Raw genomic sequence first — 12,172 nt, 5'->3', positions numbered from 1 at the left:
ATAGGACATACTTAAAAATATGACTGTTACCACCCATAAATTTAGCTCCGAACAGTATCACCTGATGGCGATCGCAGGTGTATTTGTTCCCGAAACTCGCCTAGAGTTAATTAAAGGAGAAATTATTAAAATGTCACCGATTGGGAGAAAGCACGCTGCTTGTGTTGCCAAACTGCAATACTTGTTGCATCAAAATTTTGCAAACAGATCAATTATCTGGACACAAAATTCTATTATGTTAGACGATGGCTCTGAACCACAGCCAGATTTAACTCTTTTAAAATTGCGTGATGATTTTTATGCGGAGAGATTACCTATCCCAGAGGATATTCTATTAATTATTGAAGTGGCAGATAGCACCATTAACTATGATCGTGACATTAAGATACCTTTGTATGCAGAATTTGGAATTCCTGAAGCATGGTTAATTGATGTCAATAATAAAAACCTGATCAGATATACAAATCCTAATCTGAGGGGATATAAGAATACAGAGAGTCTAGATGGGAGTGATATGGCTTCAGTTTTAGGGGTCGAAATTGCAGTAAAGGATATTTTGGGATAAGTATCCAGAATTATATTTTAGTTAGTTTTTTTAGTTAATGCAGAGAAATGGTAGTTAAACCCGACTGGCTTAGAGTGAAAGCACCCCAATGGCAAAGAGTGGGTAGTGTTAAGGAAACCCTGCGAGATTTGGGCTTAAATACTGTGTGTGAAGAAGCATCCTGCCCTAATATTGGTGAATGTTTTAGCATTGGTACCGCCACATTTTTGATCATGGGTCCCGCCTGCACCCGTGCCTGCCCTTACTGCGATATTGATTTTGAAAAAAAGCCCCAAGCCCTTGATCCTACCGAACCTGATCGCCTAGCAATCGCAGTCCAACGCTTAGGGTTAAAGCATGTGGTAATTACCTCTGTGAATCGAGATGACTTGGCAGATGGTGGAGCTTCGCAGTTTATAAAGTGTATTGAGAAAGTTAAAAAGCTCATGCCTAAGACCACCATAGAAGTCCTAATTCCCGACCTGTGCGGCAATTGGCAAGCGTTAGAGACAATTTTATCTGCCCACCCCCATGTCCTTAATCACAATACTGAAACCGTCCCCAGATTATATAAACGCACACGTCCTCAGGGAGATTACCAGCGCACAATGGAACTGCTGCGACTTACCAAAGAATTAGCACCGTGGGTATATACCAAATCGGGTCTAATGGTAGGGCTAGGCGAAACCGAGACTGAGGTAATTGAGGTGATGCAAGACTTAAGACAGATTGACTGTGATATTTTGACCATTGGGCAGTATTTACAGCCGTCCCAGAAACACCTCAATGTGCAAGAATTTGTGCATCCCGATCGCTTTGCAAGTTGGCAAAAAGTAGGTGAAGAAATGGGATTTTTACAGGTTGTCTCTTCGCCCTTAACTCGGAGTTCTTACCATGCTGAGGAAGTAGAAAAGTTAATGCAACTCTATCCACGCTAATAATCCAGAAAGTTTTTAACAACACTGCGTCTATAGCATAGAATAACTAAAGCATTATTAAATTTAGAGGTACCCATGATAGGTCAAATATTTGCAGCATTTGCAGATGAAAATATTGATATAGATTATCGTTCTGACACCTATCGTGATGCCTACAGCAGAATTAATGCGATCGTGATTGAAGGCGAGCAAGAGGCACATGATAACTATCTGCAACTGGGGGAGTTATTACCTGAACTGAAAACAGAGTTAGCAGGGTTGGCAAAAATGGAGAATCGCCACAAGAAGGGATTTGAAGCATGTGGGCGTAATCTCAGTGTAATTCCAGATATGCAGTTTGCTAAGGAGTTTTTTAATGCTTTGCATGGGAACTTTCAAAAAGCATTTGCGATTACCGATGTTGTTACTTGTCTTTTGATTCAATCTTTAATTATTGAGTGCTTTGCGATCGCTGCCTATAATATCTATATTCCCGTTGCCGATGACTTTGCCCGTAAAATTACCGAAGGTGTAGTTAAAGATGAATATTTGCACCTGAATTTTGGGGAAGTTTGGCTCCAAGAAAACTTTGAAACCGCTAAAAATCAATTAGAAATAGCTAACAGGCAAAACCTACCCCTAGTTTGGAAGATGCTGAATCAAGTAGCAAAGGATGCCAAAGTCTTAGGGATGGAAAAAGATGCCCTGGTAGAAGATTTTATGATTCAATATGGCGAAAGTCTGGGTAAGATTGGCTTTAACACCCGTGAAATCATGAAAATGTCGGCTATGGGTTTAGTTGCTGCTTAAATTTAGGCAAAATCAATGTTTCTGCTCGTAAATTCTTCGAATAACAATATTCTTTCAATAAATTTCTTCCAGTAACAAGAGTACTAAAAATTTAATGTTTGGTTTGATCGGACATCTCACCAGTCTCGCCCATGCTCAGGCTGTGGCAAAGGACTTAGGCTATGACGAATATGCAGGACAGGGGCTAGAGTTTTGGTGCATGGCTCCGCCGCAAATTGTAGATGACATTACTGTAACTAGTATCACAGGGCAAGTGATCCAAGGTAAATATGTAGAATCTTGCTTTTTACCTGAAATGCTTGCCGCAAAACAGTTTAAGGCTGCCACTCGTAAGATTATTAATGCTATGGTCTATGCCCAAAAGCAGGGTATTGATATTACGGCTTTAGGAGGATTTTCTTCGATTATTTTTGAAACTTTTAACCTGAGCCAAATTCGCCAAGTTCGGAACATTCATCTGGAAATCGAAAAGTTCACCACGGGGAATACCCACACCGCCTATATTCTCTGTCGGCAAGTTGAAGAAAGCTGCAGCAAATTTGGCATTGATTTAGCTAAGGCAACTGTTGCAGTATGTGGTGCCACAGGCGATATTGGTAGTGCTGTATGTAGATGGTTAGATGCCCGTACCGATGTTAAGGAATTAGTATTAGTAGCCCGTAATCAAGAACGCTTGCATGATCTGCGATCGCAACTAGGACGAGGTAAGGTGATGGGCATAGAAGAGGCTTTACCCATTGCTGATGTGGTGGTGTGGGTAGCAAGTATGGCTAAGGGCATGGAAATAGATATATCCACTCTCAAGCGTCCCTGCATTTTGATTGATGGTGGTTACCCCAAGAATATGGCTACAGCAATTCAAGTGCCTGATGTCCATGTGATTAATGGTGGCATTGTTGAGCATTCCATTGATATTGACTGGAAAATCATGAATATTGTTAGTATGAGTGCACCTGCTCGCCACCTATTTGCCTGTTTTGCTGAGTCCATGTTGTTGGAATTTGAAGGCTGGCATACTAATTTTTCTTGGGGACGTAACCAAATCACCATTGAAAATATGGATAAGATTGGCGCAGTTTCGATTAAGCATGGATTTCGTCCATTAATTGCCTAAACTGATGCTGTTAGTTGTAATAATAAAGATAGGAAGCCCAAAGCGATCGCCCCTGATTAGTTACCCCAGATCGTGATCGCCTTAGACATTGCGACTGAACAAGTAACTTATACATTCACTTGCATGTTAATAATTCCCTAAAATCACCAAATTGTAAACTTATATACTTTTAAATTTGGAGTTAAATTTAGAAAATTAAAGTTAGAGAATTTGGTCAATGCCTATTTAATCCAAACGGTCTTAATATTTAAAAACTCCTGCATCCCCAGCATCCCCAACTCTCGCCCATAACCCGATCGCTTAATGCCTCCAAAGGGTAAACTGCAATCGGATTTCACCATGCCATTAATAAATACCGATCCTGCCTCGATCTCATTCACCAAGCGATCGCATTCATGTTGATCTTCTGTCCAGGCACTGGCTCCTAACCCTAGGGATGTATCATTAGCAAGGGCGATCGCTGCATCTAGGTCGGGAACTCGAAATAGGCTGGCAACGGGACCAAACATTTCTTCGCTATAAGCGGGAGCAGATTTTGGAATATTAGTTAGGATTGTGGGCGGATAAAAATTACCAATTTGTTCGGGATCAAACTCTCCGCCAATTAATAGTTTTGCACCTTGGGTAAGGGAATGTTGAACCTGTTGATGGATTTCGGCACGAATTTGTGATGTCGCTAAAGGTCCCAAATCAGTATCAGGCTGCATGGGGTCACCAACTTTCAGCTTTTGGTATGCCTGTACCAGTTTTATTTGAAATTCTTCGGCGATCGTCTCTTCTAAGATAAAGCGTTTGGCAGCAATACAGGATTGACTATTATTAATCATGCGGGCTGAGACTGCGGTTTGGACTGCCAAATCGATATTCGCAGTTTTCAAGACAATAAACGGATCACTGCCTCCCAGTTCCAAAACCGTTTTTTTGAGTTCATGTCCTGCAATCGTGGCTAAGCTCTGTCCCGCAGCTTCACTACCAGTAAGAGTGGCGGCTTTAACCCTAGGGTCACGCATAATCTGTTCTACTTGTCCTGCGCCAATTAAAAGAGTTTGAAATACCCCCGATGGAAATCCTGCCTGTTCGATAATTTCGGCGATCGCTAAGGCACATTGCGGCACATTAGAAGCATGTTTAAGTAAACCCACATTACCAGCCATGAGAGCAGGAGCAGCAAACCTAAATACTTGCCAGTAGGGAAAATTCCAAGGCATGACCGCTAAAATAATTCCTAAGGGTTGATAGCGGACAAAGCTAAGCCTAGCATCGGTGGGTACAGTCACATCTTGGAGAAATTTGGCACCATGTTCGGCATAGTAACGACAGCCTACGGCGCATTTTTCCACTTCGGCAATGGCACTTTTTAAGGTTTTTCCCATTTCGAGGGTAGCGATCGCTCCTAGTCGGTATTTATCTGCTTCTAAAATATCCGCCGCCTGTTTCAGCCATTCTGATCTTTGTGGTAAGGGTATAGATTTATAACTATGAAATGCTTGGTGCGCGATCGCAATTTTTGCGGAAATTTCCTCACTAGTTAATGGGGTAAAAGTCTGAATGACCTCGCCTGTGGTGGGATTTGTAGTAGCGATCGCCATAGTTTTAAATTACCATCCTAATAAACTCGGTACTTAATGTCATGACTTGATCATCGCATTTTCCTGCTGTAAAAATTCACGAGAATCATCTGCTCAATCTCCAGCGATATTTTCAGCAATGACTTAGAACCGTAATTTCCAGTAATATTAAAGTCAGTACAAATACTTTAAGGAATGCTCATGATTTCTGGGGAAACCGCTTGGCATAACATTTCATCCACAGAAGCAATAGAACTTTTGGCAGTAGATCAAACTTTAGGCTTAGCGATCTCCACCGTCCAGGAGCGTCAAGCCCAGTATGGTCGTAATGAAATTATTAGTAAAGTCGGGAGAACTAACTTCCAAATCTTTATCGATCAATTTACCAATATTATGCTGGTAATGCTGATGGTGGTAGCAGTAATTTCAGGTATTTTAGATTGGCGCAAAAGTGAATTTCCTAAAGATGCGATCGCTATTTTTGTCATTGTATTTTTAAATGGCATTTTAGGTTTTGCTCAAGAAAGTAAAGCGGAAAAGGAGCTATCAGCCCTGAAAAAGCTGTCTTCTCCCAATGCCAGAGTGCTTAGAAATGGCAATATTCAAGAAATTTCATCCCTTGATCTAGTACCTGGGGATATTGTGTTTTTAGAAGCAGGAGTACAGGTTTCTGCCGATGGACGCCTACTAGAATCAGTAAACTTAAAAATTCGCGAATCCGCCCTGACAGGGGAGGCAAATGCTGTGGATAAGGATGCCAATTTAGTCTTGCCGATTAATGAACCCTTGGGCGATCGCCATAACTTTGTTTTCCAAGGAACAGAGGTAATCCAAGGACGTGGTACTTTACTGGTGACTGAGATCGGCATGGAAACAGAGTTGGGTAAAATTGCCTCCATGATCCAAAATGTGGAAAGTGAGCCAACGCCTCTACAGCAACGCATGGATAAGCTGGGTAATATTCTGGTTAGTAGCTCTTTAGTTTTAGTAACTTTAGTTATTTTTGTGGGCTTACTACAGAGTGGCATCTTACAAAATCTCATTGGTATTCTGCCCGACTTTAGTAAATTTGGTGAAGTTCTATTTGCCAAAGATGTATTTGAAAATTTGTTAAATACTTCTTTGAGTATGGCAGTGGCAGTGGTACCTGAAGGGTTAATGGCAGTTGTAACCGTAACCTTGGCACTAGGAACTCAGCGTATGGTGAAGCGTAATGCCCTAATTCGTAAGCTCCAAGCCGTGGAAACCCTAGGTTCTGTAACTACGATTTGCTCCGATAAAACTGGCACCCTCACCCAAAATAAAATGGTGGTTGAGACCATCTATACTGCATTAACCATCACCCAAGTCACTGGTAAAGGTTATGAACCAGAGGGGAAATTTCTTAACACCGACCAACAATTATTTAATCCCGTAGAAGACTATGAGGTTAATGCAATCCTAATTGCTTGTACCTTGTGTAATGATTCGCATCTGCAAAAAAATCATGACGGGGAATGGTCAATTATTGGTGATCCTACGGAAGGGGCATTAATTACCCTCGCTGCTAAGGCTAGTCTTGAATCTGCTGTCTTAAATGTTAAGTTTCCTCGAATTGCAGAAATTCCCTTCTCCTCGGAGCGCAAGCGCATGAGTGTAGTTTGTCAAAAGGATAATTCATATCTAGTCTTTACTAAAGGCTCGCCTGAGTTAGTCTTGGGATGCTGTGATCGCATTCAAATCAACCATGAATTTAAGCCTATTACTCCCGCTCAACGTAGTCAAATTTTAGAGCAAAATAATCTGCTTGCTAGTAAGGGAATTCGAGTTTTAGGATTTGCTACCAATACCTTAGAGCATCTACCTAATCAATATGACCTAGAAGCTTCAGAACAAAATCTAGTGTGGTTAGGGTTAGTAGGAATGCGTGATGCACCAAGATTAGAAGTGGCAGAAGCTGTAAATACTTGCAAACATGCTGGCATCCGTACGGTTATGATTACTGGCGATCATCAATTAACTGCGCGGGCGATCGCTTTAGATTTAGGTATTTCTGAACCCAATCAAGCCGTGATTACTGGTACCGAAATTGAAAAAATGTCTGACTCTGAACTCATGACCATTGCCTCTCGTACCAGCGTTTATGCCCGAGTTGCCCCAGAACATAAACTTCGCATAGTTAGGGCATTACAAGCTAATGGAGAATTTGTCGCTATGACAGGTGATGGGGTTAATGATGCTCCTGCCCTCAAACAGGCAAATATTGGCATTGCTATGGGAATTACAGGCACGGATGTCTCTAAAGAAGCTAGCGACATGGTACTCCTTGATGATAACTTTGCCACTATTGTTGCCGCCACCGAAGAAGGTAGGGTAGTTTATACCAATATTCGCCGATTTATAAAATATATTCTTGGTAGTAATATCGGTGAGGTGATCACAATTGCTGCTGCTCCTGCCCTTGGACTGCCCACTGTCCCTTTAATTCCTTTGCAAATTTTGTGGATGAATTTAGTCACTGATGGACTACCCGCCTTGGCTTTGGCTGTAGAACCGCCTGAACCAGACATTATGGAAAGACCGCCATTTAGCCCCAAGGAAAGTATTTTTGATCGAGGACTTGGTTCTTATATTATTCGGATTGGCATTGTATTTGGAATTTTGACCATTGGGTTAATGGAGTTTGCCTATAACAATCCTGACTCCACTTGGCGAGATCATTGGAAGACTATAGTGTTCACTACTCTCTGTCTGGCTCAATTAGTTCACGCCCTTGCCGTTCGTTCTGATAATCGATTACTTATAGAAATGAACTTCTTCTCTAACCCTTTTCTCCTTGGTTCTGTAGTCGTAACCGCCCTACTACAGTTAGCATTACTCTATATTCAGCCCATTAGTGACTTCTTCGGTACAGAACCTCTATCTTTGCCAGAGCTAGGAGCTTGCTTGGGGATATGTGCATTAGTCTTTCTGTGGATTGAGGGTGAAAAGCTCTTTATTCGGTGGTTTTTCGCTAAAAAGCAGCCCCAGCAATCATAGGTAAAGATTAATTAACTGATTAATTAGCTATTAATTTTGATCAAGGGATTGATATTTCAGCAGTTCTAGGCTAAATTCATCAGATGTGAGGGTGAACCATAGAGGGAGCAAGGACGAAACAAGGACAGTCTTTAGCTCCTTCTCTGATTTTGAAAAATTTAGGCTATCCCATCTGTAAAAATCTGCCTAACTAGAAATTTGCCTAACTTCGTTAAAAGCTTTAAGACGATTCTTGATTAATAAGTAGTTAAATACCTGCGCTATGCTGAAAAAGTTTGGGTGTGAATGAAATACTATTCCACCGTTAGCAACATTTTTACTCCAGAATATTTAAGTAATCTGCAAGGGGAGATTCTAGCCAGTTCTCTCTTTACTACCAATAACTTAAATCGAGACTTTATAAATACCAAGGGCTTCTCTGTGGTATTTAAGCGATCGCATATCGGTCAAATGGTAACTAAATTTCCGTTTTTTAAGGAATATGTGAAGTTAGCTCTAATGCCGCACTGTAATGCCTTTTACCTCAATCCTTTACAATTAAAATCTGGTTCCAGAGTCGATCCTCACATCGATCGTAGCCTTCGTTCCTATTGCAAAACCATTGAACCACCAGAAACAGTAAGCGTTCTGTATGTAAATATCCCACCGAATCTGGAAGGAGGAGAGTTAATTCTGAGTGATTCCCACGGATGCGGTTCCCGCCGCAAACGCCAAGTTGCCAAAATTTATCCCCAAGTCAATACACTTCTGCACTTTCAGGGGCATCTAACTCACTCCGTCAATGCGGTTAAAAGTGAGACTCTGCGCCTGAGTTTAGTGTGTGAACAATACTGTCTTGAGGATGAGGAGTTAAGCCAAATTCCCGAATTTATCGTTGAATCAAGGGCTGTAACTAAAAAGAAGTGATATTTACCTGATTTATTTGCGTCCACCAGCGATGGTGATTAGAAGTGGTGTTCCGTCGGAGGTGACAGATACGCCCTCGGGTAAAACAATGTCGCTAACATGCAAACCTTGTCCCACATCTAGTTTAGATATATCCACTTCAAAGGATACAGGAATTGCGGTGGGCGGACAGGATACTTGAATTTCATTCATCAGTACTTCTACAGAGCCACCACCAACTTTAACGCCAACGGGAACTCCCACAAAGGTCACAGGAATACTCACTTCAATCTTGGACTGAGAAGCGATCGAAAAGAAACTAATGTGATAAATATCATTTTTATAGGGATGATATTGCACTTCTCGAAGAATTGTAATTCCACTAAAATCACCATCAGTAACATTGACATCAATCAAAGTGTTATTGACTACAGCTTGACGCAGGAGGGTAATGGCATCTTTAGTATTAACAGTAACGGCTGTTGACTCTGCTCCTTTATGTCCATAGATAGTGGCAGGAACTCTACCCCCACGGCGAATAGCACGGGGATTTGTTTGATCGGAGCGAGATTGGCATTCAATAGTTAGTGGCATAGGAATCAATTTAGTTATATTAAGATAGGTGCAAAGTTAGCCTTAGGTTAATTTTAGAAGGTTGCGCTCAAAAGACCACGTTTAGGTCCATGGATGGGGTCTTCTACAATAATAGTCTGACCACGACTAGCTCCCAAGGAAATAATTGCTATGGGGACTTCCATCAAGTCAGCTAAGAACTTAAGATAATCTCTAGCTGCTGAGGGGAGATCAGATAACTCTTTGCAATCGGCAGTGGATTGCTGCCAACCGCTTAGGGTTTCATAGATGGGGACACAGCGCGCAAATGCACGGGCATCGCTAGGGAAATCTCTAATTATTTGTCCATCTAGTTCGTAAGCTGTACAAACTTTGATTTCTTCCAATTCATCGAGAATATCTAGCTTGGTAATTGCTAAACAGTCTAAACCGTTAATTCGGACTGCATATCGTCCAATCACCCCATCAAACCAGCCACAGCGACGTTTCCGTCCCGTAGTTGTCCCAAATTCAGCCCCGCGATCGCCCAGATGAGCACCGATTTCCTCCTTAAGTTCAGTAGGGAAAGGACCTTCACCAACCCTAGTAGTGTAAGCCTTAGCCACACCAATAATTCGGTCTATCATTGTAGGACCAACTCCAGCCCCAATGCAAGCTCCGCCAGCGACTGGATTAGAAGAAGTAACGTAGGGATAGGTACCGTGATCAAGATCAAGTAAAGTGCCTTGAGCCCCCTCAAATAGAATATTGAGACGTTTCCTAATTGCCTCATCAATCTTTAAAGAGGCATCAACTACATAGGGGCGTAGTTGTTCAGCATAACCAATGTACTTATCTATGACCTCTTGGGGGTCAAGGGGAGGTAAGTTGTATAGACGTTCTAAAATAATATTTTTCTGCTCTACTGCCCACTTTAAGCGTTTGCGTAGTAGGTCTGTATCCATCAAATCAATGATGCGAATCCCAATACGTTCAGATTTATCCGTATAGGTAGGTCCAATGCCTCGACCCGTGGTGCCAATTTTATGCTCTGCCCTTAGCTCTTCTGCTGCTTTATCAATTAGGCGATGGTAAGGCATCGTGACATGGGCTGTTTCGGCAATAAATAGGCGATCCGTAGAAACACCAACTTTCCGCAGTTGCTCAAGTTCCTGTAGTAAAATCTCTGGATCAACTACGGTACCACTAGCAATAATACAATCGGTCTGGGGATATAAAATACCTGAAGGAATGAGGTGCAGCTTAAAAACCTGCTCATTTACAACTATGGTGTGTCCAGCGTTGATTCCGCCTTGATACCTAACTACGACATCTGCGGAACGACTAAGCAAATCAGTGATTTTGCCTTTTCCTTCGTCGCCCCACTGGGTACCAATTACAATTACGTTAGCCAAGAGAATGAATGCGTAATAACAATTTCACAAACAACCATCATTTCAAACAAATGCTTAATTGTCAATTAAATTTTGTTCATGAATTTTAAAATAAAAGCGTAAAAACAAAAAAATAAGAGGTGAAATTTCACCCCCTAGCAGTTAAATCTAAAGATAAATCTTGAGCAATTTTTCAACGTCCTGCACCCACTAAAACATTCCAAGATTGCGTTAGCGCATTAGACCCCGTAATCCACCAGCACCGAGAAATATCGAACTCTGGCTCTTTATAGTCATTTTTATGAGGTTCTAGCCGATTTAACAGACTTTTTTGACGATGCTTTAAACTATGTAAGCTTTTTGCCGCAATTAATCTAGTTTCATTGACAAATTTGGGGTGCTGTTGGGAGGCTCTAGTCATGGCTGTCTGTTGTTGATGCAGTTGTTGTTTTTGCAGATTTAAGGCAATGAGACGCTCTTGCCCATGATTAAAACTAATTTCTGCTTCTGCAGTTCGGTGAAGAACGGCTGAGGTGCGTTTTTTTTGCTGTTGAAGTTGAGATGCTGCCAACATTCTTGCCTCTTGTTGATTAGACATATTGGGTTTCTCCTATTTTGCTTTTGTTATTTTCGATTTCTTGTTCAAATTATATCAAATATTTCCGTATCTATTGTTACCAAATTATTGAAAAATATAAAAATTTACATTTTATTTAAAGTTTTACGCCTACTTACCTCTGTTCTTTGGTATTAGAATTTACGCTAAAATGCCTTTATGACTAAAATTCAATCCTCTGATTTATCTCCTAATCCAACTAAAATTACGACTATTTATACTGATGGTGCTTGCTCTGGAAATCCGGGGGCGGGAGGTTGGGGTGTGGTTATTAATTTTAGTGATGGCTCTAGGCGGGAGCTACGGGGTAGAAAGGCTTTTACCACTAATAATCAAATGGAATTAGAAGGAGCGATCGCAGGCTTAAGATTTTGGCAGGAACTAGACCCCGATCAGTCCGTTAAGCTATTTACGGATAGCAAGTATGTAATTGATGGCATTACTAAGTGGATTAAAGGTTGGAAACAAAATAACTGGCGGACTGCTAGTAAGCAACCTGTTAAAAATCAGGAACTATGGCAAATCCTTGACCAGTTAAATTCAGCCAAAGTTTCTTGGCATTGGGTACAGGGACATTCAGGGGATCAAGATAATGAAAGATGTGATGCGATCGCCCGTGATCAAATTAGCAGACTTTAAAATTAGCCAAAAAATTAGCCGAATTTAGCTTGTGATTATTAACTTAAAAAAATAACATACTCAAGCTCCATCTCAGCCGTTGCTGCATGTTAGTTGCAGGGAAGTATTGGGCGAC

General features: G+C 41.3%; 11 protein-coding genes. 7 read left to right on the top strand and 4 right to left on the bottom strand.

Going from position 1 to position 12,172, the window contains the following annotated elements:
• Nucleotides 1-19 precede the first annotated feature (19 nt).
• The 4 genes from SYN7502_RS16120 (at nt 20) to SYN7502_RS16105 (ending at nt 3,385) form a co-directional block, all read left to right on the top strand.
• Nucleotides 20-565, top strand: coding sequence for a Uma2 family endonuclease (locus SYN7502_RS16120; RefSeq protein WP_015169797.1), 546 nt, complete (start codon nt 20-22; stop codon nt 563-565).
• Nucleotides 566-612: 47 nt separating this feature from the next.
• Nucleotides 613-1,482 carry a lipoyl synthase gene (gene lipA, locus SYN7502_RS16115; protein ID WP_015169796.1) on the top strand — a complete coding sequence of 290 codons (870 nt, stop codon included), beginning with the start codon at nt 613-615 and terminating at the stop codon, nt 1,480-1,482.
• 75 nt (nt 1,483-1,557) lie between these two features.
• A complete protein-coding gene (locus SYN7502_RS16110) occupies nt 1,558-2,271 on the top strand; it encodes an aldehyde oxygenase (deformylating) (RefSeq protein WP_015169795.1) in 714 nt (237 codons plus the stop codon).
• A 94-nt stretch (nt 2,272-2,365) separates the two neighbouring features.
• Complete coding sequence (locus SYN7502_RS16105) at nt 2,366-3,385, top strand: long-chain acyl-[acyl-carrier-protein] reductase (RefSeq protein ID WP_015169794.1); 1,020 nt, start codon at nt 2,366-2,368, stop codon at nt 3,383-3,385.
• A gap of 221 nt (nt 3,386-3,606) precedes the next feature.
• Here the strand turns inward: SYN7502_RS16105 and SYN7502_RS16100 are convergent, their stop codons facing one another.
• The gene (locus SYN7502_RS16100; protein WP_015169793.1) at nt 3,607-4,974 is read right to left on the bottom strand and encodes an NAD-dependent succinate-semialdehyde dehydrogenase; all 1,368 of its coding nucleotides are present in this window, start codon (nt 4,972-4,974) and stop codon (nt 3,607-3,609) included.
• A gap of 180 nt (nt 4,975-5,154) precedes the next feature.
• Between SYN7502_RS16100 and SYN7502_RS16095 the strand changes: the two genes are divergently transcribed.
• A complete protein-coding gene (locus SYN7502_RS16095) occupies nt 5,155-7,971 on the top strand; it encodes a cation-translocating P-type ATPase (protein WP_015169792.1) in 2,817 nt (938 codons plus the stop codon).
• A gap of 285 nt (nt 7,972-8,256) precedes the next feature.
• Nucleotides 8,257-8,877 carry a 2OG-Fe(II) oxygenase gene (locus SYN7502_RS16090; RefSeq protein ID WP_015169791.1) on the top strand — a complete coding sequence of 207 codons (621 nt, stop codon included), beginning with the start codon at nt 8,257-8,259 and terminating at the stop codon, nt 8,875-8,877.
• A gap of 12 nt (nt 8,878-8,889) precedes the next feature.
• On the opposite strand, the gene SYN7502_RS16085 is transcribed toward SYN7502_RS16090, so the two are convergent.
• From SYN7502_RS16085 to SYN7502_RS16075, 3 genes are all read right to left on the bottom strand, one after another.
• On the bottom strand, nt 8,890-9,450 hold the full coding sequence (locus tag SYN7502_RS16085; RefSeq protein WP_015169790.1) for a 50S ribosomal protein L25/general stress protein Ctc: 561 nt from the start codon (nt 9,448-9,450) through the stop codon (nt 8,890-8,892).
• A 53-nt stretch (nt 9,451-9,503) separates the two neighbouring features.
• Nucleotides 9,504-10,823 carry an adenylosuccinate synthase gene (locus tag SYN7502_RS16080; protein ID WP_015169789.1) on the bottom strand — a complete coding sequence of 440 codons (1,320 nt, stop codon included), beginning with the start codon at nt 10,821-10,823 and terminating at the stop codon, nt 9,504-9,506.
• Between the two features lie 172 nt (nt 10,824-10,995).
• Nucleotides 10,996-11,400 carry a hypothetical protein gene (locus SYN7502_RS16075; RefSeq protein WP_015169788.1) on the bottom strand — a complete coding sequence of 135 codons (405 nt, stop codon included), beginning with the start codon at nt 11,398-11,400 and terminating at the stop codon, nt 10,996-10,998.
• A 177-nt stretch (nt 11,401-11,577) separates the two neighbouring features.
• Here SYN7502_RS16075 and rnhA point away from each other — a divergent pair, with 177 nt between their 5' ends.
• Nucleotides 11,578-12,057 (top strand): ribonuclease HI, encoded by a 480-nt coding sequence (gene rnhA, locus SYN7502_RS16070; protein WP_015169787.1) that lies wholly within the window; start codon nt 11,578-11,580, stop codon nt 12,055-12,057.
• The last annotated feature ends 115 nt before the right edge of the window (nt 12,058-12,172 follow it).

Source organism: Synechococcus sp. PCC 7502, from assembly GCF_000317085.1.
GTDB lineage: Bacteria > Cyanobacteriota > Cyanobacteriia > Pseudanabaenales > Pseudanabaenaceae > PCC-7502.
Note: the sequence above shows the minus strand (reverse complement) of the source record. Positions and strands in the feature narration are given on the sequence as shown.